The 25,009-nt window shown below is 53.4% G+C and carries 25 protein-coding genes; 18 read left to right on the top strand and 7 right to left on the bottom strand.

Annotated elements, in window-relative coordinates; translation table 11 throughout:
- Window positions 1-8: 8 nt before the first annotated feature.
- Complete coding sequence (gene lrp / locus ACMGGR_RS13875; protein ID WP_006118610.1) at window positions 9-503, bottom strand: leucine-responsive transcriptional regulator Lrp; 495 nt, start codon at window positions 501-503, stop codon at window positions 9-11.
- Between the two features lie 502 nt (window positions 504-1,005).
- Here lrp and trxB point away from each other — a divergent pair.
- From trxB to infA, 5 genes are all read left to right on the top strand, one after another.
- Window positions 1,006-1,971 (top strand): thioredoxin-disulfide reductase, encoded by a 966-nt coding sequence (trxB, locus tag ACMGGR_RS13880; protein WP_414147129.1) that lies wholly within the window; start codon window positions 1,006-1,008, stop codon window positions 1,969-1,971.
- A 150-nt stretch (window positions 1,972-2,121) separates the two neighbouring features.
- Window positions 2,122-3,882 (top strand): heme ABC transporter permease/ATP-binding protein CydD, encoded by a 1,761-nt coding sequence (gene cydD / locus ACMGGR_RS13885; protein ID WP_414147130.1) that lies wholly within the window; start codon window positions 2,122-2,124, stop codon window positions 3,880-3,882.
- Window positions 3,879-5,588 carry a heme ABC transporter ATP-binding protein/permease CydC gene (gene cydC, locus ACMGGR_RS13890; RefSeq protein ID WP_414147131.1) on the top strand — a complete coding sequence of 570 codons (1,710 nt, stop codon included), beginning with the start codon at window positions 3,879-3,881 and terminating at the stop codon, window positions 5,586-5,588. The genes cydD and cydC overlap by 4 nt, the downstream gene beginning before the upstream one ends.
- Before the next feature lie 32 nt (window positions 5,589-5,620).
- Entirely contained in the window at window positions 5,621-6,313 is a 693-nt protein-coding gene (gene aat / locus ACMGGR_RS13895; RefSeq protein ID WP_246760525.1) for a leucyl/phenylalanyl-tRNA--protein transferase, read from the top strand.
- A gap of 356 nt (window positions 6,314-6,669) precedes the next feature.
- Window positions 6,670-6,888, top strand: coding sequence for a translation initiation factor IF-1 (gene infA, locus ACMGGR_RS13900; protein WP_246760599.1), 219 nt, complete (start codon window positions 6,670-6,672; stop codon window positions 6,886-6,888).
- An 87-nt stretch (window positions 6,889-6,975) separates the two neighbouring features.
- On the opposite strand, the gene clpA is transcribed toward infA, so the two are convergent.
- The gene (gene clpA / locus ACMGGR_RS13905; RefSeq protein WP_246760524.1) at window positions 6,976-9,252 is read right to left on the bottom strand and encodes an ATP-dependent Clp protease ATP-binding subunit ClpA; all 2,277 of its coding nucleotides are present in this window, start codon (window positions 9,250-9,252) and stop codon (window positions 6,976-6,978) included.
- A gap of 28 nt (window positions 9,253-9,280) precedes the next feature.
- On the bottom strand, window positions 9,281-9,601 hold the full coding sequence (gene clpS / locus ACMGGR_RS13910; protein WP_246760523.1) for an ATP-dependent Clp protease adapter ClpS: 321 nt from the start codon (window positions 9,599-9,601) through the stop codon (window positions 9,281-9,283).
- A 315-nt stretch (window positions 9,602-9,916) separates the two neighbouring features.
- Between clpS and cspD the strand changes: the two genes are divergently transcribed.
- The 4 genes from cspD (at window position 9,917) to ltaE (ending at window position 15,025) form a co-directional block, all read left to right on the top strand.
- Window positions 9,917-10,144, top strand: coding sequence for a cold shock-like protein CspD (cspD, locus tag ACMGGR_RS13915; RefSeq protein WP_246760522.1), 228 nt, complete (start codon window positions 9,917-9,919; stop codon window positions 10,142-10,144).
- Between the two features lie 305 nt (window positions 10,145-10,449).
- The gene (gene hcp / locus ACMGGR_RS13920; RefSeq protein ID WP_414147132.1) at window positions 10,450-12,108 is read left to right on the top strand and encodes a hydroxylamine reductase; all 1,659 of its coding nucleotides are present in this window, start codon (window positions 10,450-10,452) and stop codon (window positions 12,106-12,108) included.
- A 127-nt stretch (window positions 12,109-12,235) separates the two neighbouring features.
- Window positions 12,236-13,957, top strand: coding sequence for a ubiquinone-dependent pyruvate dehydrogenase (gene poxB / locus ACMGGR_RS13925; RefSeq protein WP_414147133.1), 1,722 nt, complete (start codon window positions 12,236-12,238; stop codon window positions 13,955-13,957).
- Window positions 13,958-14,020: 63 nt separating this feature from the next.
- Complete coding sequence (gene ltaE / locus ACMGGR_RS13930) at window positions 14,021-15,025, top strand: low-specificity L-threonine aldolase (RefSeq protein ID WP_414147134.1); 1,005 nt, start codon at window positions 14,021-14,023, stop codon at window positions 15,023-15,025.
- Here ltaE and ACMGGR_RS13935 read toward each other — a convergent pair.
- Window positions 15,022-15,843 carry an N-acetylmuramoyl-L-alanine amidase gene (locus ACMGGR_RS13935; protein WP_414147135.1) on the bottom strand — a complete coding sequence of 274 codons (822 nt, stop codon included), beginning with the start codon at window positions 15,841-15,843 and terminating at the stop codon, window positions 15,022-15,024. The genes ltaE and ACMGGR_RS13935 overlap by 4 nt on opposite strands.
- On the bottom strand, window positions 15,843-16,166 hold the full coding sequence (locus ACMGGR_RS13940; RefSeq protein ID WP_414147136.1) for a heavy metal-binding domain-containing protein: 324 nt from the start codon (window positions 16,164-16,166) through the stop codon (window positions 15,843-15,845). Before ACMGGR_RS13940 ends, ACMGGR_RS13935 begins: the two co-directional genes overlap by 1 nt.
- A gap of 99 nt (window positions 16,167-16,265) precedes the next feature.
- Here ACMGGR_RS13940 and ACMGGR_RS13945 point away from each other — a divergent pair, with 99 nt between their 5' ends.
- From ACMGGR_RS13945 to ACMGGR_RS13970, 6 genes are all read left to right on the top strand, one after another.
- Window positions 16,266-16,805 (top strand): lipoprotein, encoded by a 540-nt coding sequence (locus ACMGGR_RS13945; RefSeq protein WP_414148966.1) that lies wholly within the window; start codon window positions 16,266-16,268, stop codon window positions 16,803-16,805.
- A gap of 275 nt (window positions 16,806-17,080) precedes the next feature.
- On the top strand, window positions 17,081-17,809 hold the full coding sequence (artP, locus tag ACMGGR_RS13950) for an arginine ABC transporter ATP-binding protein ArtP (RefSeq protein ID WP_246760598.1): 729 nt from the start codon (window positions 17,081-17,083) through the stop codon (window positions 17,807-17,809).
- Window positions 17,810-17,823: 14 nt separating this feature from the next.
- The gene (artJ, locus tag ACMGGR_RS13955; protein WP_246760515.1) at window positions 17,824-18,555 is read left to right on the top strand and encodes an arginine ABC transporter substrate-binding protein; all 732 of its coding nucleotides are present in this window, start codon (window positions 17,824-17,826) and stop codon (window positions 18,553-18,555) included.
- 4 nt (window positions 18,556-18,559) lie between these two features.
- Window positions 18,560-19,276, top strand: coding sequence for an arginine ABC transporter permease ArtQ (gene artQ / locus ACMGGR_RS13960; RefSeq protein ID WP_414147137.1), 717 nt, complete (start codon window positions 18,560-18,562; stop codon window positions 19,274-19,276).
- Window positions 19,276-19,944 carry an arginine ABC transporter permease ArtM gene (artM, locus tag ACMGGR_RS13965; protein ID WP_246760513.1) on the top strand — a complete coding sequence of 223 codons (669 nt, stop codon included), beginning with the start codon at window positions 19,276-19,278 and terminating at the stop codon, window positions 19,942-19,944. The genes artQ and artM overlap by 1 nt, the downstream gene beginning before the upstream one ends.
- 124 nt (window positions 19,945-20,068) lie before the next feature.
- Window positions 20,069-20,830: a transporter substrate-binding domain-containing protein gene (locus tag ACMGGR_RS13970; protein WP_414147138.1), complete on the top strand. Its 762-nt coding sequence runs from the start codon at window positions 20,069-20,071 to the stop codon at window positions 20,828-20,830.
- Here the strand turns inward: ACMGGR_RS13970 and rlmC are convergent.
- Together rlmC and ACMGGR_RS13980 are read right to left on the bottom strand one after the other, a co-directional pair.
- Complete coding sequence (rlmC, locus tag ACMGGR_RS13975) at window positions 20,816-21,943, bottom strand: 23S rRNA (uracil(747)-C(5))-methyltransferase RlmC (RefSeq protein ID WP_414147139.1); 1,128 nt, start codon at window positions 21,941-21,943, stop codon at window positions 20,816-20,818. The genes ACMGGR_RS13970 and rlmC overlap by 15 nt on opposite strands.
- A 47-nt stretch (window positions 21,944-21,990) precedes the next feature.
- Complete coding sequence (locus ACMGGR_RS13980; RefSeq protein ID WP_246760510.1) at window positions 21,991-22,452, bottom strand: YbjO family protein; 462 nt, start codon at window positions 22,450-22,452, stop codon at window positions 21,991-21,993.
- A gap of 272 nt (window positions 22,453-22,724) precedes the next feature.
- On the opposite strand from ACMGGR_RS13980, the gene ACMGGR_RS13985 reads away from it, so the two are divergent.
- The 3 genes from ACMGGR_RS13985 to ACMGGR_RS13995 are packed head-to-tail and all read left to right on the top strand — an operon-like array spanning window position 22,725 to window position 24,978.
- Complete coding sequence (locus ACMGGR_RS13985; RefSeq protein ID WP_414147140.1) at window positions 22,725-23,390, top strand: nucleoside recognition domain-containing protein; 666 nt, start codon at window positions 22,725-22,727, stop codon at window positions 23,388-23,390.
- Window positions 23,380-23,853, top strand: a complete 474-nt coding sequence (locus ACMGGR_RS13990) for a YjiG family protein (protein WP_414147141.1) — start codon at window positions 23,380-23,382, stop codon at window positions 23,851-23,853. The genes ACMGGR_RS13985 and ACMGGR_RS13990 overlap by 11 nt, the downstream gene beginning before the upstream one ends.
- 21 nt (window positions 23,854-23,874) lie before the next feature.
- Window positions 23,875-24,978: a M20 peptidase aminoacylase family protein gene (locus tag ACMGGR_RS13995; protein ID WP_246760507.1), complete on the top strand. Its 1,104-nt coding sequence runs from the start codon at window positions 23,875-23,877 to the stop codon at window positions 24,976-24,978.
- The last annotated feature ends 31 nt before the right edge of the window (window positions 24,979-25,009 follow it).

A 25,009-nucleotide genomic window follows, 5' to 3' on the forward strand; every position in this document is an offset into this window, starting at 1 on the left:
GCCCTGTGTTACCGTGTCTTAATGACTAACCGGTTACTTTGTTTCACTTCTTCCATCACGACATAGGTCCGCGTATCGTTTACGCCCGGCAGGCGCAGCAGGGTTTCACCCAGTAATTTACGATAGGCCGACATATCCGGCACGCGCGTTTTCAACAAATAGTCGAAATCGCCTGAAACAAGATGACACTCTTGAGTTTCCTCAAGTTTTTGCACCGCGGCGTTAAATTGCTCAAACACGTCAGGCGCACCACGATTCAGAGTAATCTCAACGAATACCAACAGCGACGCATCCAGATAGTGTGGATTCAGCTGGGCGGTATAGCCAAGGATAAACCCCTGTCTTTCAAGACGACGTACACGCTCAAGGCATGGTGTAGGTGATAAACCTACGCGTTTGGAAAGCTCGACGTTTGAGATGCGTCCATCCTTCTGCAGTTCGTTAAGGATGTTGCGATCGATCCTGTCGAGATCTTTTCCAGGCCGTTTTTTATTGTCTACCATTATTATTGTCTCTCTAAATGCCTTCCCTTGACCTGCCATACCCTGAACAAGGTTACTCCGTTACAGGGCTGTTCTAAGTGAAGTCTGGAGCCTGCTGCGGTTTATCACGCCCATCCGTATGACGCATGTTGTCTGTCCACACCATGCGTCATGACCAATGACAGACTGAGTTCATCCGGCCACGGAGGACAGAGAGAACCTGTCCTGTCAGCCTGAATGCCCTCTGCTTCCTACACTGTTTTCGCAAAAGCGCAGCCGATTGTCAAAGTAAAACAACTAAAATCAGTACAACATGCCAGATGTGACGCTGCGTAACTGTTTTATAATGGAAAATTTACCGTACTGCACCATCTTGCGACCCGGATTGCCCCACTATGGCGCAGCGTTCGGGAGCAAATTGGTTAAACCTTTTACAACCATTGCTAACAAAATCGCAGAATGCTTTTTTTGCCGCGGCAAATTCCCTACAATCAGCAAATGGTTGTCAATTCGAGAGGGTCTCATGAGCAAGGCCAGACACAGTAAATTACTTATTTTAGGTTCCGGTCCCGCAGGTTATACCGCAGCCGTTTATGCGGCACGCGCCAACCTGAATCCAGTGCTGATTACCGGCCTGGAGAAAGGCGGCCAGCTGACCACGACGACAGAAGTAGAAAACTGGCCGGGCGATCCGCACGATCTGACCGGGCCGGGCCTGATGGAACGTATGCACGAACATGCGACAAAATTTAATACCGAAATTATTTTCGATCATATTCACGACGTCGATTTGCAAAACCGCCCTTTCCGCTTGACGGGCGACAGCGGCGAATACACTGCTGACGCATTGATCATCGCAACCGGTGCTTCAGCCCGCTATCTTGGCCTGCCGTCTGAAGAAGAATTTAAAGGCCGTGGCGTTTCAGCCTGTGCGACCTGTGACGGTTTTTTCTACCGTAACCAGAAAGTCGCGGTGATCGGCGGCGGTAATACGGCGGTAGAAGAAGCGCTTTATCTGGCGAACATTGCTGCAGAAGTGCATCTGATTCACCGTCGTGACAACTTCCGGGCAGAAAAGATCCTTATTGACCGGCTGATGGAAAAAGTGCGCAACGGCAACATCGTGCTGCACACTAACCAGACGCTGGATGAAGTCCTGGGCGACCAGATGGGCGTTAGCTCACTGCGTCTACGCTCAACGCTTGATGATTCGCAGAAAGAGCTGAGCGTAGCGGGTCTGTTCGTGGCTATTGGTCACAGCCCAAATACGGCTATTTTTAAAGATCAGCTTGAGCTGGAAAATGGCTATATCAAGGTGCAGTCCGGCCTGCATGGCAACGCTACGCAAACCAGCATTCCTGGCGTCTTCGCTGCAGGTGACGTGATGGACCATATCTATCGCCAGGCGATTACCTCGGCCGGAACAGGCTGTATGGCCGCCCTGGATGCCGAACGCTATCTGGATGGTCTGGTTAAAGAGTCTCAGTAATTTGTTACAAGCCTGATGCTATCTTGCCAGAGGCGACCCCGGACGGGTCGCCTTTTTCATTTCTGCGCGGTACCATTACCGGTAATTTCCCCTGGTAACTGTAAGGCATTCGGCTACTGATTGGCTGAATGTAGAGCATTACGGCAGAGCATGAACAAATTACGGCAGCAAGAATTACTTTTCTGGCTTAGAAAGCAGCGTATTTACGGTCACGGTTGGTTTAAGGTTTCGCTGACGCTGGGCGCGGGTGGCGCTTTGCTGATCCTTTGTCAGGCATGGCTGCTGGCGACGCTGCTACAGTCACTTATTATCGACGGGCTTCCTCGCGAAAGTTTATCGCCTTATTTTATCCTGCTTTTTAGCTGTTTTTTGCTGCGTGCTTTCCTGCTCTGGCTACGCGAAAAAGCCGCGTTTGCCTGCGGTTGTGCAATTCGGCAAAAGCTGCGGCAGCAGGTGCTGAAAAAGCTTGGCGAAGCCGGTCCGGCGATAGTCCAAACCAAAGCAGCCGGAAGCTGGGTAACGCTTTTGCTGGAGCAGATTGAAGACATGCAGGATTACTATTCCCGCTATCTGCCGCAAATGTGGCTGGCCGTGCTAATTCCCTGCCTCATTCTTATTTTCCTTTTCCCGCTCAACTGGATGGCGGCGCTCATATTATTAATTACCGCACCGCTTATTCCCCTGTTTATGGCTTTAGCCGGTATGGGTGCAGCCGACGCGAGCCGACGCAATTTTCAGGCGCTGGCGCGGCTCAGCGGTCATTTTCTCGATCGTCTGCGCGGTCTGGAAACGCTGCGGCTGTTTCACCAGGCTACAGCAGAAAGCCAGCGCATTCGCGAAGCCTCCGCCACATTTCGCCAGCGCACTATGGAAGTGCTGCGGCTAGCCTTTCTTTCCTCTGCCGTTCTGGAGTTTTTCGCCGCTGTTTCGATAGCCGTTATTGCCGTTTATTTCGGCTTCTCTTACCTCGGCGAGCTAAATTTTGGACACTATGGCGCTGGCGTCACGCTGTTTGCCGGTTTTCTTTCGTTGATACTTGCACCAGAGTTCTTTCAACCGCTCAGGGAATTAGGATCTTTTTACCATGCGAAAGCACAGGCCGTAGGCGCAGCTGATGCACTGGAAAAATTCCTGACAGCAGAAAGACAACCGCCGGGCGCATTGACGCCCGATTTGAGCCGGGGCATGACGATTACCGCTACGGATCTACGGGTTGTCGCGCCTGACGAGACGGTTCTGGCGGGTCCATTGAATTTTGTTATCGAACCCGGACAGCGCATCATAATTGTTGGGCAAAGCGGCGCGGGTAAAACGTCACTATTTAATGTGCTATCAGGCTATTTGCCCTATCAGGGATCGTTAAAAATCAATGACATTGAATTACGCGAAATCTCGCCCCCCTTCTGGCAGCAGCAGCTTGCGTGGGTCGGGCAAAATCCCCATCTTCCCGCTGCAACACTGCGTGAAAATATCGCGCTGGACGGCAGTAACGACCCGTTAAAACTGGCGCAGGTTTGCAAGCTTGCAGGAATCGAACGTTTTCTTGCCGACCTGCCCGAAGGAATAGAGACGGTTGTGCAGGAACAGGCAGCCAACTTATCCGTGGGCCAGGCACAGCGTATTGCCGTTGCCAGAGCGCTGTACAAATCCTGCCGTTTGCTGCTGCTTGACGAGCCGGGAGCCAGTCTCGACAGCGAAAGCGAACGTTACGTTAATCAGGCTCTTAAAGCCGCCTCCCGTCGTCAAACCACCCTGCTTATTACGCACCGGCTGGATCAGCTGACGCACTGGGACAGGATCTGGCTAATGCACAGTGGCAAAATTTTCCCACAAAAAGATAAAGACCAGCTGCTTTTGCAAAGCGGCATGTTAATAGAAACATTTTTCCAGCCTGCTGGAGAAAACAGATGAAGCTATTACGCCCTTTTTTAGCCCTGTACCGCCTCCATACCGGCCGCCTGGCGCTGGGGATTTTTCTGGCGATAGTCACGCTGTTAGCCAGTATTGCCTTACTGACGCTGTCCGGCTGGTTTCTGGCCGCCTGCTCGCTGGCAGGTGCGGCAGGTCTCTATGGCTTTAATTATATGTTGCCTGCCGCCGGGGTTCGCGGCGCGGCAATCCTCCGTACAGCTGCCCGATATGGCGAGCGTCTGGTCAGCCATGACGGCACGTTTCGCATTCTTGAACACCTGCGTGTTTTCACTTTCGATAAACTGATCCCGCTTTCCCCGGGCGGTCTTTCGCATCTTCGTCAGGGCGATTTGTTGCAGCGTTTGGTCGCCGATATAGATACGCTCGATCACCTCTATTTACGGCTCATTTCCCCTCTGCTGGGCGCGCTTGCGGCTATTCTGGCGGTTACGCTGGGGCTGGGCTGGCTGAACTGGTCGCTTGCGCTGACTCTCGGCGCAATCATGCTGCTGAGCCTGCTGCTGCTGCCTCCCCTTTTCTATTATCTGGGTAAATCAGGAGGCGAAGCGCTGGTGCACTGGCGCTCGCTTTACCGCGATCGGCTAACGACATGGCTGCGTGGCCAGGCAGAACTTAAAATCTACGGTGCGGAGCCGCGTTTTTACGCCGTGCTGGATGAAACGGAACAACAATGGCTTCGCGTGCAGCGATCTCGTGCCAGCCTTAACGGCTTATCGCAGGCTGTACTGATGACCGTAACAGGTATAACCACCGTGCTGATGCTGTGGCTAAGCGCAGATAGCCAGGCTGGCGCGGTTATTGCTCTGTTTTTATTCTGCACGCTGGCGGCTTTTGAAGCGCTGGCACCGGTCGGCAGCGCCTTTCTACATCTTGGAGAAGTTATGGCCTCGGCCCGGCGCGTCAGCAGCCTTATTTTACAGCAGCCAACCGTCGTGTTTCCATCCACGAAAACAAATACAGCCGGCATTTGTTTAAGCCTGCGCAATGTCAGTTTCGGCTATACGACGGGCAAAGCGGCCCTGCAAAATATCTCACTGGAAGTAGCACAAGGCGAACATGTGGCGCTATCAGGATGCACCGGCTGTGGAAAATCAACGTTACTTCAGCTGTTGACCCGCGCATGGGATCCATCTGAAGGGATGATTTTAATGAATGGGCGTGCTTTAAAAGAGTGGGATGAAGCTTCGTTACGTAAAGCGACGAGCGTGGTAACGCAAAGGGTTCATCTGTTCAACGGCACGCTGCGCGATAACTTGCTGATAGCGGCGGCGGACAGTAGCGATCGGCAGCTTGCCAGCGTGCTCGATCGGGTAGGCCTGCAAACGCTGCTGGCTCATAAGCAAGGGCTTAACGCCTGGTTGGGCGAAGGCGGGCGTCAGCTGTCAGGCGGAGAGTTACGGCGACTTGGTCTGGCGCGTGCGCTGCTGCATGATGGCCCGCTGCTCCTGCTGGATGAACCGACTGAAGGGCTTGATAGCCAAACCGAGCGGCAAATCTTAGCGTTAATCCGCCAGGCCGCCCAGGGAAAAACGCTGATTATGGTGACCCATCGCCTGCAGGATCTGGCGCATTTTGACAAAATTTGCGTTATGGAAGGCGGACAGATCATTGAGCAGGGAAACCACGTCGAATTAATCTCAAAACGCAGCCGCTACTGCTCTCTCTGCCAGCAGATTGCGCTATAGTCATAGCCTCTCGTGTTACAGAGACAGTTACTATGCGTTTGATTCAGCTCTCCAGAGAGTCACTTCATTTCCCACCGCCGGAAAAGGCCCTGCGGGAACCTAACGGCCTGCTGGCGATGGGCGGCGACCTCAGCGTGCCGCGTTTGCTGAGCGCCTATCATCGCGGTATTTTTCCCTGGTTTTCTCCTGGCGATCCTATTTTGTGGTGGTCACCCGATCCGCGCGCCGTCCTCTGGCCGGAAAAATTTCACCTGAGCCGTAGCATGAAGCGTTTTCATCAGCGATCGCCCTACCGCGTTACCCTGAATCAAAGCTTTAGCGAAGTGGTGGAAGGCTGCGCTGACGATCGTGACGAAGGGACCTGGATAACACCTGCGGTCAAACATGCCTGGCAAAAGCTGTTTGATGCGGGTGATGCGCAGTCTGTTGAGGTATGGCACCATAATGAGCTGGTGGGCGGCATGTATGGCCTGGCGCTTGGACAGATATTTTGCGGTGAATCCATGTTTAGCCGTCGCGAAAATGCCTCAAAAACGGCGCTGCTGGTTTTCAGCCGCTACTTCCAGCAGCAGGGCGGCAAGCTTATTGACTGCCAGGTGCTTAATCCGCATACTGCCTCATTGGGTGCTGAAGAAATCAGCCGCAACGACTATTTAAAGCTGGTTGATTCGCTGGCTAATCAGCCTCTTTCCACCGATTGCTGGCAGCAGCGAACGCTTTTTTAAGCGTTCGCCGTGATGTTTTGCAGCCAGAAGGCCATAACGGTGTTATAATATAGGCGTTTGGTATGTTGTTTATCCATCGCCTTCGTTACTGGCGAAGTGGGAGTGGAGCAGCCAGGAATATTACGTACTTTGTCTCTTACTTTTCAATACGCGCAACCGCGAATAAAAAAGCCATTTTGCAGACCGCTTATTCCCTGGTGTTGTGCCAACTACTGATTAATCGTGTGCCTCTTCTGCGTGTTTCACGCGGCGGAGAGGCTGACGCTGGTGGAACCGCCAGCAGTTCTTTACATAAAGTCCGAAATTCGGCATTATTTGCCGATTAATGGCAAAGGTTATAACATCCAGAGGATATGATGGCCAAAGAAGACAATATTGAAATGCAGGGTGAGGTAATCGAAGTGTTACCTAACACCATGTACCGTGTTAAATTAGAGAATGACCATATCGTTACCGCTCACATTTCCGGTAAAATACGCAAAAACTATATCCGCATCTCGATGCAGGACAAAGTTACCGTTGAGCTGACTCCTTATGACCTGAATAAAGGTCGCATTACCTTCCGTATTCGCTAAATTCATATTCGCCAGACTGGCAAACGTTTTGCGTAGCGTACTGGTAAAAAAAAGGCCGGAAATTTTCCGGCCTTTTGCTTTTCAACTTTAGTGTACAGTCCCTTCCGTTTTGCGCTTTTCGGCGCTGAGGAAATGGTAGGTCAGCTGGTTCTTCTCTTTATCGAGCGCCACCGAAACCGATCCGCCATCCACCAGTGAACCAAACAGCAGTTCGTTTGCCAGCGGTTTCTTCAGGTTTTCCTGTACCGTACGCGCCATTGGACGCGCGCCCATCGCTTTATCGTAACCTTTATCTGCCAGCCAGTTGCGCGCTTCATCGCTGACTTCCAGCGACACGCCTTTCGCATCCAGCTGTGCCTGCAGTTCGACGATGAACTTGTCCACCACCTGATGGATAACAACGGCATCCAGATGTTTGAACCAGATAATATTGTCGAGACGGTTGCGGAACTCTGGCGTAAAGATTTTTTTGATCTCTTCCATTGCGTCAGTACTGTTGTCCTGTTGGATCAGGCCAATTGACTTACGCTCGGTTTCGCGAACGCCGGCGTTAGTCGTCATGACCAGCACTACGTTACGGAAATCCGCTTTACGGCCATTGTTGTCGGTCAGCATACCGTTGTCCATCACCTGCAGCAGCAGGTTAAAGACGTCCGGGTGCGCTTTTTCAATCTCATCAAGCAGCACTACCGCATGCGGGTGTTTAATGACCGCATCCGTCAGTAAGCCACCCTGATCGAAGCCGACATAACCCGGAGGCGCACCAATCAGGCGGCTGACGGTATGGCGTTCCATATATTCCGACATATCGAAACGCAGCAGCTCAATGCCCAGCGCTTTCGCCAGCTGGACGGTAACTTCTGTTTTACCTACGCCCGTCGGGCCAGCAAACAGGAAAGAACCGACAGGCTTGCGATCCTGGCCTAAACCGGCGCGGCTCATTTTAATCGCCTCGGTTAAAGCTTCAATCGCGTTGTCCTGACCGAATACCAGCATTTTCAGACGATCGCCCAGCGTTTTCAGCGTATCGCGATCCGTTGCCGAAACGCTCTTCTCAGGAATACGCGCGATGCGGGCCACCACGGATTCAATATCCGCCACGTTGACCGTTTTCTTGCGTTTGCTGACCGGCAGCAGTCGTGCACGCGCGCCTGCTTCGTCAATAACGTCGATAGCTTTGTCCGGTAAATGGCGGTCGTTGATATATTTCACCGCCAGCTCTACCGCTGCACGCACCGCTTTTGCGGTATAGCGAACATCGTGATGCGCTTCGTACTTTGGTTTCAGCCCGTTCAGGATCTGGACCGTTTCATCAACTGAAGGTTCAGTGATGTCTATTTTCTGGAAACGACGTGCCAGCGCGCGATCTTTTTCAAAGATATTGCTGAATTCCTGATAGGTCGTGGAACCCATTACGCGGATCTTGCCGCTGGACAGCAGCGGTTTAATCAGGTTGGCAGCATCCACCTGGCCGCCTGAAGCCGCGCCAGCGCCGATGATGGTATGGATCTCATCGATAAACAGAATGCTGCTGTTATCCTGCTCAAGCTGTTTGAGCAGTGCTTTGAAACGTTTTTCAAAGTCGCCGCGATACTTGGTGCCGGCCAGCAGCGAACCAATATCCAGGGAGTAGATGGTGGCATCTTTCATCACTTCCGGCACGTCGCCCTGCACAATACGCCAGGCGAGCCCTTCGGCAATGGCCGTTTTACCCACGCCCGATTCACCCACCAGCAGCGGATTGTTTTTCCGGCGACGGCAGAGAACCTGAACGGTACGCTCCAGCTCTTTATCCCGCCCGATCAGCGGATCGATACCGCCTACGCGAGCAAGCTGATTAAGATTGGTGGTGAAGTTTTCCATACGTTCCTCCCCGCCTGCTTGCTCTTCGTTGACCGGATTTTCTGCGCCAGGCGCAGGGCCGGCTTCGTCTTTACGCGTGCCGTGAGAAATGAAGTTTACGACGTCAAGACGGCTGACCTCGTGTTTACGCAGCAGATAAGCCGCCTGCGACTCCTGCTCGCTGAAGATAGCGACCAGCACGTTTGCGCCAGCTACTTCGCTACGGCCGGAGGACTGTACGTGGAAAACTGCACGCTGCAATACGCGCTGGAAGCTGAGCGTAGGCTGCGTGTCGCGTTCTTCTTCGCTAACCGGCAATACCGGCGTTGTTTGTTCAATGAAGGCTTCGAGTTCCTGCCGCAGCGCCACGATATCAACCGTACACGCTTCCAGAGCTTCTCGTGCTGATGGGTTACTCAGTAACGCCAGCAGCAGATGCTCGACGGTCATAAACTCATGTCGGTGCTCGCGCGCTCTGGCGAAAGCCATATTTAAACTGAGTTCCAGTTCTTGATTGAGCATAGGCACCTCCCCCAATAGATCGCCTTATTCAGGCTTTTTCCAGCGTACACAACAACGGATGTTCATTCTCCCTCGCGTACTTGTTAATGTGCGCGACCTTGGTCTCTGCCACTTCGGCGGTGTAAACACCGCAGATCGCCTTTCCCTGATAGTGAACCGTAAGCATCAGTTGCGTTGCACGTTCAACATCATAAGAAAAGAACTTTTGCAGTACGTCAATAACAAATTCCATAGGTGTATAATCGTCATTATTCAGAATAACTTTATACATAGAAGGCGGCTTGAGACCTTCCCGAAGTTTGTCATCTGCAAGATGTTCAAAATTAAGCCAATCGTTAGTGTTTCCCATACGTACCCAATATGAAAACGTTACTTGCTTGCGCCAGACTAACATCTCTAAGGGTAAGTTTAGCACGCTCAGAATGCTGTCCGGTGCCGATGAATTTTTACGGCATCTTGTTACTACGCGACCTTCATCACAAAAATAGCAATAGCGTTAACTGCCTCAAATTTTGATGATTTCGTGCTCGCCTTAACCGTGCAATCGCTTGACGCCTGGCCGCATTTCTCTACAGTACAGGCGTAAGCTGGATGCGTTTTAACCAGCCAGGAGGCTTGTGCCTCATTACCTCACCCATTTGAACGTCTTGCGAGGGATCAAAGCATGGAGACGGGTACTGTTAAATGGTTCAACAATGCCAAAGGCTTCGGCTTTATCTGTCCGGTCGGTGGCGGCGAAGATATCTTCGCGCATTACTCCACTATCCAGATGGATGGCTACAGAACGCTGAAAGCCGGGCAGCAGGTGCAGTTTGATGTGCATCAGGGGCCGAAAGGCAATCACGCCAGCCTTATCGTTCCTGTCAATGCGGCAGTAGCAGTCAGCGCCTGATCTGCCTCAGTCATTCTGACCAACCTTGCGATAAAATGCCAGCCAGCGTCGCTGGCATTTTTATGGGCAACATTTACCAACACTAGTAAAATGGAGCCGTCCTGTCATTTTTCAAGGCCGTTTTCCTGTAAATTAATTCCTCATATCCCCTTTCCGATTTCCCGCCTTTTTTCTTAAAAAACCTTTCGTGTCCGCCCGTTAGCCCGAATAGTTTGCGCTAAATCAACCCGGAGCCATTTTGTAAAACATATACACGCATTGTGCATTAATGTTGCATTTTAAATGCATCTTTCAGGGGCAGCAGTATGTTTTGCATGCAGTGTGAACAGACCCAGCGCCGTGCAGCAGGAAACGGCTGTACCGGCACACAGGGCGCCTGCGGAAAAATGGCGCAGACTTCCGACCTGCAAGATTTGTTGGTCGCCCTTTTGCAGGGACTTTCCGCATGGGCGTTAGAAGCTCGTCGGCAAGGAATTGTGCTACATGAGATCGACAGCTTCGTGCCAAAAGCACTCTTTGCTACGTTAACCAACGTAAATTTTGACGATCGCCGTATCGTCGCGCTGGCGCAACAGGCCGTGAATTATCGCAAAACCTTAAAAGCGCACTGCCAGCAGCCTTATCACATGAAACTTCACCCGATGGCGGAAATTGTGCCGGAAGGCAACGAGCCCCATCAGCTGCGGCAGCAAGCGCTGCGTTTTCGCCTGAATCGGCAAGAGGAACACGAAGACATCCTTGGCTTACGGTTACTCTGCCTGTACGGCCTGAAAGGCGCGGCCGCTTATCTGGAGCACGCCCACGTACACGGCTATTTTGACGACGAGATCTATCAGCAGTTTCATCAAATCATGGCCTGGCTGGGCAGCATGCCGAGCGACAGTAGCGACCTGCTGGCTACGGCCATGCGCATTGGCAAAATGAATTTCGCCATTATGGCTATGCTGGATAAAGCGCAGACAACCGTTTATGGCGATCCGCAACCCGTTTTAGTCAATACACAGCCGGTCGCCGATAAAGCTATTTTAATTTCGGGACATGATTTAAAAGATTTGCAGCTGCTGCTGGAGCAGACGGCTGGTAGCAACATCAACATCTTCACCCATGGCGAAATGCTGCCTGCGCATGGTTATCCGCAGTTGAAAAAATATCCTCATCTGGCCGGCAATTACGGCAGCGGCTGGCAGCATCAGCAAAAAGAGTTTGCGGCTTTTCCAGGCCCGATCATCATGACCTCTAACTGTCTTATCGATCCCTTCAGAGGCGATTATCAGCAGCGCATCTGGACGCGCAGCATCGTCGGATGGCCTGGCGTGCCCCATTTGCACGGCGAAGATTTTTCTGCGGTGATTGCTCAGGCGCAAGCGATGCCTGGCTTTTGTCAGGACGAACCGCCTCATCATATTACCGTCGGCTTTGGCCGACAGACATTGCTGGATGCTGCCGATAGCGTGCTCGATCTGATAGCAGCGCGCCAGCTTAAACATATTTTCGTGGTGGGTGGCTGCGATGGCACGCGTAATCTGCGTAACTACTTTACCGGGCTGGCTACGGCGATTCCCGATAACTGTCTGCTGCTTACTTTGGGCTGTGGAAAATATCGCTTTAACAAGCTCGACTTTGGCACGCTTGGCGGCCTGCCACGCCTGCTGGATACAGGACAATGCAATGACAGCTATGCGGCGGTGGCACTGGCGCTCAGGCTGGCGGAAAAACTGCATTGCGATATTAACGAACTGCCGTTGTCGCTGGTGCTTTCATGGTTCGAGCAGAAAGCCATTGTCGTCTTACTGACGCTGCTGTCGCTGGGCGTGAAGAATATTTATACCGGTCCCACGGCACCCGCTTTTCTGACGGCAAATTTGCAGGCGGTATTAAAAAAAGAATTTGGTCTGCGAACGATATCTACGGTGGAAGAAGATCTTGCAGCATTGCTGCCTGCGGATACTTCTTCTGTCGGATGATTTACTTATACTAAGAAAAGCCGGTTGTTTCTTACCTTTCCCTTCACTCAGCCTGGACTATGCTTTTTGCTGAAGATCATTCTGCCATCGGGAAGATGACTCACCAAACATAGAAAAGGAGTCAGAGATGAAGCAAACGTTAGCCGCACTGTTGGCAAAAACGCTTGAAAACGCCGGCGTGAAGCGCATTTGGGGCGTAACCGGGGATTCACTTAACGGCCTGAGCGATAGCCTGAATCGCATGGGCACCATTGAATGGATGCCGACCCGCCATGAGGAAGTGGCGGCCTTCGCGGCCGGAGCCGAGGCGCAGATTAGCGGCGAACTGGCCGTCTGTGCCGGCTCCTGTGGTCCGGGCAACCTGCATCTGATTAATGGCCTGTATGACTGCCATCGCAACAACGTGCCGGTACTCGCTATCGCCGCGCATATTCCTTCCAGCGAAATCGGTAGCGGATATTTTCAGGAAACGCATCCGCAGGAGTTGTTCAAAGAGTGCAGCCATTATTGCGAGCTGGTCTCTAATCCTGAACAGCTTCCGCAGGTGCTGGCTATCGCCATGCGGAAAGCCATTATTAACCGGGGCGTGTCGGTGGTGGTTATTCCTGGCGATATTGCGCTACAGCCCGCCCCAGAAGGTGCCAGCGCGGAGTGGTATCCGCCGCAGTTTCCCATTGTTCAGCCACCGGCAAGCGAGCTGGACAAGCTGGCGCAGGTACTGAATGAAGCTAAAAACATCACCCTGATGTGCGGCTATGGCTGTGCGGGTGCGCATGAGGAAGTGGTGCAGCTGGCGGAGACGCTCAAAGCCCCTATCGTCCATGCATTGCGCGGCAAAGAACATATTGAGTATGACAACCCTTACGATGTAGGGATGACCGGCCTGATCGGCTTCTCATCGGGCTACCATGCCATGATGAATGCCGATACGGTAGTCCTGCTGGGTACGCGCTTCCCGTATCGGGCCTTTTATCCCACGGATGCAAAAATCATTCAGATCGATATCGACCCGGGCAGCATTGGTTCGCACTGCCACGTTGATATGGCGCTGGTTGGCGATGTCAGAGCCGCTCTTTGCGCACTGCTTCCACGGCTTGAAGTAAAAGAAGATCGTCGCTTTCTTGATAAAGCATTACGGCACTATCAGGATGCCAGAAAAAGTCTTGATGACCTGGCAACGCCGAATGACAAGCAGGCGATTCATCCGCAGTATCTGGCGCAGCAGCTCAGCCATTTCGCCAGCGAAGATGCTATTTTCACCTGCGACGTCGGTACGCCGACCGTGTGGGCCGCGCGCTACCTGAAAATGAACGGCAAGCGTCGCCTGCTGGGTTCTTTCAACCACGGTTCGATGGCAAACGCCATGCCTCAGGCGCTGGGCGCGCAGTCAATTGATAAGCAGCGCCAGGTTATTGCCATGTGCGGCGACGGCGGTTTTTCAATGTTGATGGGCGATTTCCTTACCGTTGCCCAGCTTAAATTACCGGTGAAGCTGGTGGTATTTAACAACAGCTCGCTGGGATTCGTGGCGATGGAAATGCAGTCCGGCGGCTATCTGACAGACGGCACCGAGCTGCATAACCCCGCTTTTGCCGATATTGCTAAAGCCTGTGGCGTAAAAGGGATCCGCGTGGAGCGTGCATCCGAGCTGGATAGCGCTATTCAGGAGATGCTGGCGCACGACGGCCCTGTGCTGCTGGACGTTATCACCGCCAGTGAAGAGCTGGTAATGCCGCCACAGATCAAAATGGAGCAGGCCAAGGGCTTCAGCCTCTATATGCTGCGCGCTATTATCAGCGGTCGCGGTGATGAAGTGGTAGAGCTGGCAAAAACTAACTGGCTGCGGTAAAACATTGGCAGAGCTAATGTTACGGACGCTTCGGCGTCCGTTCTTACATCAAGGAGCGCAACAGTGATCGACTTACGCAGTGATACGGTAACCCGCCCCTCGGCAGCTATGCTGTCAGCCATGATGGCGGCTGAAACCGGCGACGATGTTTATGGTGATGATCCAACCGTTAACGCGCTGGAAGCCAAAGCGGCCGCCCTCAGCGGAAAAGAGGCGGCGCTTTTCCTGCCGACGGGAACCCAGGCTAATCTTGTTGCGCTGCTTTGCCACTGTCAGCGTGGCGAAGAATATATTGTGGGTCAGCTGGCCCATAATTATAAGTACGAAGCTGGCGGGGCCGCCGTGCTTGGCAGTATTCAACCCCAGCCGGTCCTGGCCGCCAAAGACGGCACGTTACCGCTGGACGTGGTCGAACAATTTATTAAGCCTGACGACTTTCACTTTGCGATAACTAAACTGTTAAGCCTTGAAAATACCCATAATGGCAAAGTCCTGCCGCTGAGCTATTTGCAGGAAGCGTGGGAATTTACCCGTCAACATAAGCTGGCGCTACACGTCGATGGCGCGCGCATTTTCAACGCCGTGGTAGCGCTAAACGTGACGCTACAGGACCTGGCACAATATTGCGACACGCTGACTATCTGCCTGTCAAAAGGCCTTGGCACGCCTGTTGGCTCATTACTGTGCGGCAGCAAAGAGTATATAGAGCGAGCAAAACGCTGGCGCAAAATGACCGGCGGCGCCATGCGTCAGTCGGGCATACTGGCGGCGGCTGGCCTTTACGCGCTGGAACATAACGTCGCACGCCTGCAGGAAGATCACGACAACGCGGCCTGGCTGGCGGCACAGCTAAAAGAAGCTGGCGTACAGGTTTCCAGCCAGAACACCAATATGGTTTTTGTACGCCTGCCGCAAGAGCAGATCGCGCCGCTTAAAGCGTGGATGTATGAAAAAGGCATTATTCTGCCTACCGGCGCGGTTACCCGCATAGTTACCCACCTGGATGTGGATCGCCAGGCGCTGGAAAAGGTGGTGGCCGAATGGAAAGCGTTTTTAGCCAATAGCTAATTTTCGCCATATTTTTCCAGCAGCGCTCTGGCTATTGCCTCGCTTTGTGCATCGGCAATACCCTGAAAGTTTGCCGGTCGAAAATGCATCTGGAAAGCCGCAATAACCTTCTGTTGCTGTTGGTCAGACATCGCTGGCGTGACTTCGTAGCCGTAACGCGAAAGCAACGCCAGCAGGGAAGCCCGATCGGTTAGCTGGTCTGGCGCCCTGCCCGCCAGGTAATATTGTACGCGTTCAGCATCCGGCCACGCGCCCAATCCCTGCTCGTAGAGCCAGTGCCAGGGAAACAGCGGGCCGGGATCCTGCTTACGCTGTGGTGCGATATCGCTGTGCCCAACCACATTCTGTGGTTGTATGTTGTAACGAAAAACGATATCTCGTATTAATGGCCTTAACGCCGCTATCTGCTCGCCGGAAAAAGGATACCAGACCCGCCCGTTCGTGGTACGGCGGTAGCCCGGATTCTCCAGTTCAATGCCGATTGAGGTATCATTCAGCCTTGTCGCGCCACGCCAGAAACTGTTACCTGCATGCCACGCCAGCTCGGTCTCCGGCACCAGCCGCAGCACCGTGGGCTGATTTCCGTGCCGCTGTGGTTTAGCCGCTATCAGATAGTGCACGCTGACTTCACGATCGGTCAGCGTGGCCAGCGACCGGGGAAAATCCTCTGCCGTATAGTGAATAACCAGCGTTTTGATACGCGGCCGGGCGCCGTAAGCCGTATGGCGAGTGTCGACCACGTAGCCATCCTGCTTCTCCAGCCCGGACGTACAGGCGCTCAGCATTAACGCCGCCGCCACGGCCATCAGCAAACGCATCAGCGACCTGTTTTTACAGCAGTGCCGCTGACGCTGACCATCAGCATGCTGCTATCTTTGCCGACCGTTTCGTAATCAATATCAATGCCAACCACGGCGTCCGCACCCAGTGCTTTGGCCTGTTCCTCCAGCTCGGCAAAAGCTATCTGCCGTGCCTTGCACAACTCTTTCTCATAGGCGCCCGAGCGACCGCCGACGATATCGCGGATACCGGCAAAGAAATCACGGAAAATATTAGCGCCCAGAATCGCTTCGCCAGTCACCACGCCGCAGTATTGCGTAATGGGTTGCCCTTCCAGCGTCGGGGTAGTAGAAAATTGCATCGTTGACTCCTTGTGTGCAGATTGTGGGTTTTAGCTCTTATCGCCAGGCGAACCAGCTATACTTTATGCTAAAAAACGCCATCCAGAAACCATAAGGAAATCAAGATGAAATTACTCGCCGCTCTGGCTCCGCTGGCACTGCTGCTCAGTGCCTGTACCACGGTAGAACCGGTCTATAAGGATAACGGCAGCCGTACCTCTCCCTGTGTCGACGGTGGCCCGGATACCGTTGCGCAACAGTTTTATGATTTACGCACCAGTCAACCGACTCAGGGCCTGCCGGATGCTGCACTGCTGGCAAAATATCGCCCTTACCTGAGCGATAAGCTTTATCAGACGCTGTTGAAAGCCAGCAACAATCCGCAGAAAGAAGCTGCGCTACAGGGCGATATTTTCTCCAGCCTGGCAGCTGGCCCTGGCTCTGCCAGCGTGGCGGATGCCTCAACCATTCCTAACCGCGATGCGCGAAATATTCCGTTGCGCGTTAAGCTAAGCCGTGATGGCGACAAGCCGCAGGAATGGCAGGATGAAGTATTAATGGTGCGCGAAGGCACCTGCTGGGCGGTTGACGACGTGCGTTATACCAGCCCGGCTCCGCATATTGAAGGCGGTTCCCTCAGCCAGCGACTGCTAAAATAATCGCTTATCCGGAAAGCACCGTCTCGCACTGATTATGCTGCGAGACGGAACTCTCAGCATGCTGCAATTTTAACCACCCTGTTTTTCTAAACAAAATTTTAACGTAGCTCACCGCCTATCATCACAATAACGCTGCATTTTCATTCGATTAACGTCATTTTGTGCTAGCCTTCAGGATAACTTCGCTGCATAAGCGAATTTTCCACGGCGTTGATTGCATAACTATGCCGTCGACGTTAAGATTCGCAGCACTAATGGCTATTCACTTTTTGCGCATGAGTATTCAACTTAACGCTGTAAACTGCTTTTATGGTGCCCATCAGGCGCTTTTTGATATACAACTGTCATGCCCGGAAGGCGAAACGCTGGTATTGCTGGGGCCAAGCGGCGCGGGCAAGAGTTCGCTGCTGCGCGTGTTGAATCTGCTGGAGATGCCGCGTTCCGGTACGCTGGCTATTGCCGGCCACCATTTTGACTTCAGCAAAGCCCCTGGCGATGTCGCTATTCGTGAGCTGCGCCAGAACGTTGGGATGGTTTTCCAACAGTATAATCTCTGGCCACACCTGACGGTGATGCAAAACCTGATCGAAGCGCCCTGCCGCGTGCTGGGCCTGAGCAAAGATCGGGCGCTGGCGCGTGCAGAAAAACTGTTGGACCGTCTGCGCCTGACCAAATTTGCCGATCGCTTTCCACTGCATCTTTCTGGTGGTCAACAGCAGCGGGTGGCCATTGCTCGCGCGCTGATGATGGAACCTGCGGTGCTGCTGTTTGATGAACCCACAGCGGCGCTGGATCCAGAAATCACCGCGCAGATCGTTGCGATCATTCAGGAACTTTCAGAAACCAATATTACGCAGGTGATCGTCACCCACGAGGTGGAGGTGGCGCGCAAGACGGCCAGCCGCGTCGTCTATATGGAAAATGGTTATATTGTGGAACAGGGTGACGCCAGCCGCTTTACACAGCCGCAAACCGAAGCGTTTGCCAACTATCTTTCGCACTGATGCAGGACATAATGATGAAAAAAATCGTACTTGCCGCGCTGTTAGCCGGTGTAAGCCTGAGCGCGAGCGCTGCGCAGACCATCCGTTTTGCTACCGAAGCGTCTTACCCTCCTTTTGAATTCGTGGATTCAGAAAATAAAATCCAGGGCTTTGATGTCGATCTGGCTAATGCCCTGTGCAAAGAGATTGACGCAACCTGCACCTTCACTAATCAGGCGTTCGACAGCCTGATCCCAAGCCTGAAATTCCGTCGTTTTGACGCGGTGATGGCGGGTATGGACATCACGCCTGAGCGTGAAAAGCAGGTTCTGTTCTCTAAAGCTTACTACGACAACTCCGCGCTGTTCATCGCGCAAAAGGGTAAAATCGCAGACGTGAGCGCGCTGAAAGGCAAACGTGTCGGCGTACAGAACGGCACTACCCATCAAAAATATCTGACGGACAAAATGACCGGCGTCACCACGGTGCCTTACGACAGCTACCAGAATGCCGTGTTGGATCTGAAAAACGGCCGTATTGATGCCGTGTTTGGCGATACTGCCGTCGTTAACGAGTGGCTGAAGCAAAATGCCGCGCTGGCACCGGTCGGTGAAAAAGTCACGGATAAAGCCTATTTCGGTACCGGTCTGGGCATCGCCGTGCGTCAGGGAAACACCGACCTGCAGAGCAAATTCAACGCCGCGCTGGATAAAGTAAAAGCCAACGGTACGTACAAAACTATCTACACCAAATGGTTCCAGCAATAACGGAATGAGCGAACTTTATCCTCTTGCAAGCGCCGCCGGGATGACCGTCGGCCTTGCCGTTTCTGCGCTGATTGCAGGACTGATTCTGGCGATGATTTTCGCCATCTGGGAGTCGGCCAGCTGGCGTCCCATAGCGTGGATTGGTACGGGCCTGGTCACGCTGTTTCGCGGCCTGCCGGAAATTCTGGTGGTGCTGTTTGTCTATTTTGGCGCTTCGCAGCTGCTGTTAACGCTTTCGGATGGCTTTACGCTGCATCTGGGATTCACTACGCTGCCGGTGCAAATGGCCATCGAAAATTTCGACGTTAGCCCTTTTCTCTGCGGCGTCATCGCTTTAGCCATTCTCTACTCTTCTTACGCCTCGCAAACGCTGCGCGGTGCCTTAAAAGCGGTGCCGCAGGGCCAATGGGAATCCGGCCAGGCGCTGGGTATGAAAACCTCCGCTATTTTCTTTCGTTTGATTTTGCCGCAGATGTGGCGTCACGCGCTGCCGGGCTTAGGCAACCAGTGGCTGGTACTGCTGAAAGATACCGCGCTGGTGTCGTTGATTAGCGTTAATGACATTATGCTGCAAACGAAAAGTATCGCTTCGCGCACTCAGGAACCTTTTACCTGGTATATGATTGCCGCTGCGATCTACCTGGTTATTACGCTGCTTAGCCAGCAGGTTTTAAAGCGCATTGAAGCCCGCACCACCCGCTTTGAACAGGGGAGTCACTGATGCTAAGCTATCTACCCGAACTGCTCAAAGGGCTGCATACCAGCCTGACGCTGACGGTTGCTTCGCTGCTGCTGGCCCTGCTGCTGTCGCTGCTCTTTACCGTTATTCTTTCCCTGAAGATACCGCTGCTGCATCAGGTTGTCCGTGCTTACATCACGTTGTTTACCGGCACGCCGCTGCTGGTACAGATTTTCCTGATTTACTACGGGCCAGGGCAGTTTCCGTCTATCCAGGCGATTCCGTGGCTGTGGCATTTGCTGTCACAGCCGTGGCTTTGCGCCTTGCTGGCGCTGTCGCTTAATAGTGCGGCTTACACTACCCAGCTTTTTTACGGCGCGGTGAAAGCTATCCCATCCGGGCAGTGGCAATCCTGTGCGGCGCTGGGTATGAACCGTAAGGATACGCTGCGCATTCTGCTGCCCTACGCTTTTAAACGCGCCCTCTCCTCCTATTCCAACGAGGTGGTGCTGGTGTTTAAAAGTACCTCGCTGGCTTACACCATTACGCTAATGGAAGTCATGGGCCATGGGCAACTGCTGTATGGTCGTACCTATGACGTAACGGTTTTTGCCGCAGCAGGCCTTATTTATCTTTGCGTTAATGGACTGCTGACGCTGATGATGCGGTTAATAGAGCGTCGCGCGCTGGCTTTCGAGCACAGAAACTAACGCGCCGGTGGGCAACCACCGGCATTTGCGGAAAAACAACTATCATCTGGCTTTTAATTAATGGATAGCGTCGTCCGCACAACGCGCATACTAACCCGATAATACTCGCGCAAGGACTGGAGCCATGCTTAAGGTTTGGGCCTTTCTTCTCATCGGATTTAGTGCCGGTACGCAAGCCAGCGACCCGCTTCGTTTCGCCGTCTCGGCAACTTATCCCCCCTTTGTTTATTTCAACGAAGGGCATCAGCTGGTTGGCTTTGATATCGATCTGGCAAAGGCGCTTTGCGAAAAAGTGCAGCGGCAGTGTACTTTTGCTAACAGCGACTTTGATCGCCTGCTGCCTTCGCTTAAGTTTAATCGCTTTGATGCGGTGATTTCCGGACTGGATATTACGGAAGAGCGGCGGGCGCAGGCAGATTTCACCCAATCCTATCTGGAGAGCTCCGCCACCGTCATCGCTATCAAAAACCATTACGCCTCTTTTTCTCAGCTTAAAGGTAAGCGCGTTGGCGTGGCCGATGCCACAACGCTCCAGGCCTGGCTACAGTCTTCGTGGCCGGAGATTGTTACCGTGAGCTATGACAATTACCAGAATGCGCTACTGGATATCCGCAACGCCCGGCTGGACGGTATTTTCGGCGAAACGCCCTCTATGCAGGCGATGATAAAGGCCAATCCTGACCTGGCCGTCGTTGGCGAACCGGTAACGGACGCCCGCTATTTTGGCTCCGGCCTGGGCATTGCGGTGCATAAAGGCAATAATGCACTGTTGGTTCAGCTCAATACAGCGTTACAGAGCATGACGGCAGACGGTACGCTGCAGGCGCTCAGACTACGCTGGTTTGGCAGCGCCAGCCCGCTCCCCGCCGAGTCAAAGTCGCCGTAACAGCGTTAATACTTCACTGTGCGCGGTATGCGGGAACATATCGAAAAGCTGCACTTTGACAATGGCATAGTCGCTCATCCGGGCAATATCGCTGGCCATCGTCTGCGCGTTACAGCTGGAGTAAAGAATAAACGGCGGTGCCATGCTGCTCAGGTAATCACAAAGCGCTGCGCCAATGCCGCGACGTGGCGGATTGACCAGCACCAGATCGGGCACGCTGCCTTCGCCCGTAGCAAAAGCGGTAGAATCCAGTGCTGCAAAGCTGACCTTGTTCAACCCCATCTGCTCGGCCGAGCGTTTTGCGCAGGCTATCGCTTCGGCATTGATTTCGATACCGGTTAACGTCATCTCTGGCGTCGTACAGTGCAGGCCAAAACCGCCTACGCCGCAGAAAAGATCCCACATGCTTTTGATGTTAAGGTCGCTTACCCAGGCCCTTGCCGTGGCGTAAAGCGAGGCGGCCACCGCCGGGTTGGTCTGGAAAAAACTTTGTGGCCGGATCCAGAGCGGCACATTGTTTAGCTGTTCGGCCAGCGCCTGGCTTTCGCTTAGCGCGATTTCCTCTTCACCTTCCAGAATCGCCATATGTACCGGCTGGATATTGGCCGAGATGACGCTTAACTGCGGCAGCAGCTGCTGCAATTCCGGGATGGCCCGCTTGAGCTGCGCCAGCTTCTCTTTTGAACGCAGCACAAAACGCAGCATCAGTTCCCCCGTGAGGCTGCTTTGCATCAGCAGGATAAACTTTAGCTCGCCGCGTTTGCGCGCCACGTTATAAGGCGTCAGGCCTGCGCGAGCAATAAACGGCTTCAGCTCCGCAAAAACAGCGCTAAAGCTGTCAGGATAAAGTGGACAGGCGCAAAGATCGACGGGCGTGCCGTCGGCATGCATGATCCCCAGCACTGGCCGTTCTACGCTGCCGCTTACCACCATTTTCGCCTTGTTACGAAACCCTTGCTGCGCAGAAATAGCGGGCGGCAGCCAGCTTTCCACGGTCTGCTCTGCCAGCAACTGGTGCAGCCGTTCCTGTTTCTGTTCAAGCTGCCTGGTATAGGGAAGGTCCAGCCACTGACAGGATCGACAGCGGTCGGCATCATAAAGGGCGCAATGCATGGGGGATCTCTAAAGCGAAAACGGGCGGGAATTGTATCACTGTCCGTTTAGCGCTGCCGGAAAAAATCCCGGCTGCATGCTGGCACAAACAGCAGCATCAGCACCAGCAGGTCAGGCAGTTTTTGCATGATAAGCAGCTGCCCTTCTTTAACATTGGTAAAGAGGGCTGAATCAAGCCAGCCTGCATGAACCAACAGCATATAGCTGACGACCACCAGCTGTGACAAGGCGTAGCCAGTACGTCCCCAGTGGCGACCATGCAGCAGGGCGAAAGCGCAGCGTAATTGAATAAAAAAGAGCAGCTGGCCCGCGATAAAAATCAGCGTATCGCGCCAGGATTGTGCCGTGAGCTGAACAAAATTAACCAGTTCCGCCAGGCCCATCTCATGCACTTCCAGTGCGATGCCCAGACAGCGTGTCATTATGATAGCAGTAGCGGCCACCAGCACAGGAACGGGAATGGCATAAGGATCCGTCATTACCTTTTCATGTTTCAGCACTTCTGACATTTTGTTCTCCACCAAAGCCCTGTTTTGGTGCAGCCATGCCGCTCTGGCATTGACCTGCTCTTTTTTGCCTGTTCAGCCGTTGCGGTTTTTGCTCGCGACCAGAGCAGCTGATAACGCTCTTCGTCGGCCCATTTTTATCCATATTGATTGCCCTGGCACGATAACTGCTTAGCTATAAGCTGAAACGGCCGCAAATTATGTTTAGACCAGTTTGCGGGCTATTTCCACCGAACGCGCTTGATAGCGACAGTTACTACGCAGGGAGTTTATTTATGGATACTGAATCGGCAAACCGCCAGCGCTGGTCGCCAGGTCTGGGGGCTTATCTGGCACTCATCGTCGCCATTCTGTTTTTTTCCGGGCTGTTTTTAAACGTGCAGGATGCAAAATGGCTGGGCGCTTTTGACTTCACCACGCTGGGCGGCAAGTTCGGCACCATCAAAGATACCGCACGCGCAACCTTTGTTGGTGAAGGCGGCACGGGCGCTAAAGCGGGTTTTCTGTTCGCCCTTTCATTAGTTCCCACCGTGATGCTGGCGCTGGGCCTGCTGGAAATATTTACCCATTACGGTGCAATTCGCGCTGCGCACAAGCTGCTGACGCCGCTGCTTAAACCGCTATTAGGCATTCCGGGACGCTGCGGTCTGGCCCTGATTACCGATTTGCAAAGCACCGATGCCGGCGCGGCGCTGACCAAAGAGCTACACGATGAGCAGCAAATCAGTAAAAAGGACGTTGTGATTATGGCCGCCTGGCAATACTCCGGCGCAGGCTTAATTAATAACTATTTTGCCATCGGCTCGGCGCTGTTTGTTTCTCTTTCCGTCCCCGTGCTGGTGCCGTTGCTGTTAATGTTTGTCCTTAAATTCGTTGGGGCCGCCGTGGTACGCATGGTATTAACGACCTTCTATAAGCAGGAGTTTCAACATGCAAAATAATCCTCCGGTCATCGTTTCCCGTAATCCTTTTGACGTTTTTGTCGTGGGCGCGCGCAAAGGCTTCCACATTGCCATACATAATCTGATGCCGAACGTCATCATGGCCTATGTGATTGCCGAAATGCTTAATCTGCTGGGCATAATGACCTTTATTGGCAAACTCTTTGCGCCGGTAATGGGGCTGTTTGGCCTGCCTGGCGAAGCCGTAACCGTCTTATTAACCGCATGGCTTTCCTCCTCTGCCGGAACCGGGGTCGCCGTCAGCCTGCTGGCGAAAAGCGTGCTGACCGGGGCCGACGTGACTATTCTGGCGCCGGCTATCTTCCTGATGGGATCGCAGCTGCAGTATATGGGCCGCCTGCTGGGCGTGGCCGACGTACCTAAAAAATACTGGCCGCTGCTGATGCTAACCAGCATTTTTAATGCCGTTATCGCCATGTTGGTGATGCGCGCTATCGCCTGACAGTAAAAGGGAGAACCTGCCTTGTTAAAAGTTTTTGAACACTACGCTTACCTGCATGAAATTCCGGAGCTGGGCTTCCAGGAATTTAAAACCTCCGCTTATTTAAGTCAGCAATTAAAGACCGCTGGTTTTCAGGTTACGGATAATTTCAACGGTACTACGGGCATTGTTGCCACGCTGGAAAGCGGCGTAGCTGGCCCGACGCTGGCGCTGCGTGCCGATATGGATGCGCTGGGCCACGTGATTAACGGCGAACCCTGCGCGCGCCACACCTGCGGTCACGATGCACACTCGTCCGTTGTGCTGACCGCTGCTCAGGAACTGATAGCGGAAAAGGCGATTAAAAAAGGCCGCCTGAAGCTGATTTTCCAGCCTGCGGAAGAGTTGGGCACCGGCGCGCTGGCGATGATCGCCGGCGGCGCTATTGATGACGTTGATATGATAGTCGGCTTTCATCTCCGTCCGGCCGAAGAGTGCGCGGTCGGGACAGCGATTCCCGCGATGTATTATTCGGCCTGCGTAACGCTTGAAGCGACAATACGCGGGCAAACCGCCCACGCGGCAAGGCCACATTTAGGTGTGAACGCGCTGGATGCCGCCGCCAGCGCCGTGCAGGCCGTTAATGCCGTGCATTTACCTCCGGGAAAAACCTGGAGTGCTAAAGCGACGCGCTTTCTGTGCGATGCGGGCGTAACTAACTCTATTCCCGATGAAGCCCGCGTGGTTTTTGATTTGCGCGCGGCGGAAAACGAGGATATGACGCTGCTGCAAAGCCGTGTTGAACGGGCGATTATCCAGAGCGCAGCGGCCTTTGGCGCTACGGCGCAAATTGAGGTAATGAAAGCTATGCCCGCTGCCGAAATTGACGAGGAGATGAGCGCGCTGGTAGCTGACTCTATTAAGGAGGTGCTCGGCGAAGCCGCATTGATGCCGGTTCGCTCCACGCCCGGCAGCGAGGATTTTTTTCACTATCCGGTACAGCGTCCGCAAATAAAAGCGGGTTTCTGGGGGTTAGGCACGGGCCTGACGCCAGGCCTGCATCATCCCGATATGCGTTTTGAACTGAATGCGCTACCTGGTGCCGTAAAGATTTTTAAAGCCTGCGTGATAAAAGTATTGGGATAACGATTTGCGTCCGCAGGATACTGAAACTGGC

Source organism: Erwinia sp. BNK-24-b, assembly GCF_047456155.1.
Classification (GTDB): Bacteria; Pseudomonadota; Gammaproteobacteria; order Enterobacterales; family Enterobacteriaceae; genus Erwinia; species Erwinia phyllosphaerae.

What these genes read in the sequence shown, in the direction of transcription:
- lrp (WP_006118610.1), bottom strand. Translation starts at nt 503, where the DNA reads ATGGTAGACAATAAAAAACGGCCTGGAAAAGATCTCGACAGGATCGAT.
- trxB (WP_414147129.1), top strand. Translation starts at nt 1,006, where the DNA reads ATGAGCAAGGCCAGACACAGTAAATTACTTATTTTAGGTTCCGGTCCC.
- cydD (WP_414147130.1), top strand. Translation starts at nt 2,122, where the DNA reads ATGAACAAATTACGGCAGCAAGAATTACTTTTCTGGCTTAGAAAGCAG.
- cydC (WP_414147131.1), top strand. Translation starts at nt 3,879, where the DNA reads ATGAAGCTATTACGCCCTTTTTTAGCCCTGTACCGCCTCCATACCGGC.
- aat (WP_246760525.1), top strand. Translation starts at nt 5,621, where the DNA reads ATGCGTTTGATTCAGCTCTCCAGAGAGTCACTTCATTTCCCACCGCCG.
- infA (WP_246760599.1), top strand. Translation starts at nt 6,670, where the DNA reads ATGGCCAAAGAAGACAATATTGAAATGCAGGGTGAGGTAATCGAAGTG.
- clpA (WP_246760524.1), bottom strand. Translation starts at nt 9,252, where the DNA reads ATGCTCAATCAAGAACTGGAACTCAGTTTAAATATGGCTTTCGCCAGA.
- clpS (WP_246760523.1), bottom strand. Translation starts at nt 9,601, where the DNA reads ATGGGAAACACTAACGATTGGCTTAATTTTGAACATCTTGCAGATGAC.
- cspD (WP_246760522.1), top strand. Translation starts at nt 9,917, where the DNA reads ATGGAGACGGGTACTGTTAAATGGTTCAACAATGCCAAAGGCTTCGGC.
- hcp (WP_414147132.1), top strand. Translation starts at nt 10,450, where the DNA reads ATGTTTTGCATGCAGTGTGAACAGACCCAGCGCCGTGCAGCAGGAAAC.
- poxB (WP_414147133.1), top strand. Translation starts at nt 12,236, where the DNA reads ATGAAGCAAACGTTAGCCGCACTGTTGGCAAAAACGCTTGAAAACGCC.
- ACMGGR_RS13935 (WP_414147135.1), bottom strand. Translation starts at nt 15,843, where the DNA reads ATGCGTTTGCTGATGGCCGTGGCGGCGGCGTTAATGCTGAGCGCCTGT.
- ACMGGR_RS13940 (WP_414147136.1), bottom strand. Translation starts at nt 16,166, where the DNA reads ATGCAATTTTCTACTACCCCGACGCTGGAAGGGCAACCCATTACGCAA.
- artP (WP_246760598.1), top strand. Translation starts at nt 17,081, where the DNA reads ATGAGTATTCAACTTAACGCTGTAAACTGCTTTTATGGTGCCCATCAG.
- artJ (WP_246760515.1), top strand. Translation starts at nt 17,824, where the DNA reads ATGAAAAAAATCGTACTTGCCGCGCTGTTAGCCGGTGTAAGCCTGAGC.
- artQ (WP_414147137.1), top strand. Translation starts at nt 18,560, where the DNA reads ATGAGCGAACTTTATCCTCTTGCAAGCGCCGCCGGGATGACCGTCGGC.
- artM (WP_246760513.1), top strand. Translation starts at nt 19,276, where the DNA reads ATGCTAAGCTATCTACCCGAACTGCTCAAAGGGCTGCATACCAGCCTG.
- ACMGGR_RS13970 (WP_414147138.1), top strand. Translation starts at nt 20,069, where the DNA reads ATGCTTAAGGTTTGGGCCTTTCTTCTCATCGGATTTAGTGCCGGTACG.
- rlmC (WP_414147139.1), bottom strand. Translation starts at nt 21,943, where the DNA reads ATGCATTGCGCCCTTTATGATGCCGACCGCTGTCGATCCTGTCAGTGG.
- ACMGGR_RS13980 (WP_246760510.1), bottom strand. Translation starts at nt 22,452, where the DNA reads ATGTCAGAAGTGCTGAAACATGAAAAGGTAATGACGGATCCTTATGCC.
- ACMGGR_RS13985 (WP_414147140.1), top strand. Translation starts at nt 22,725, where the DNA reads ATGGATACTGAATCGGCAAACCGCCAGCGCTGGTCGCCAGGTCTGGGG.
- ACMGGR_RS13990 (WP_414147141.1), top strand. Translation starts at nt 23,380, where the DNA reads ATGCAAAATAATCCTCCGGTCATCGTTTCCCGTAATCCTTTTGACGTT.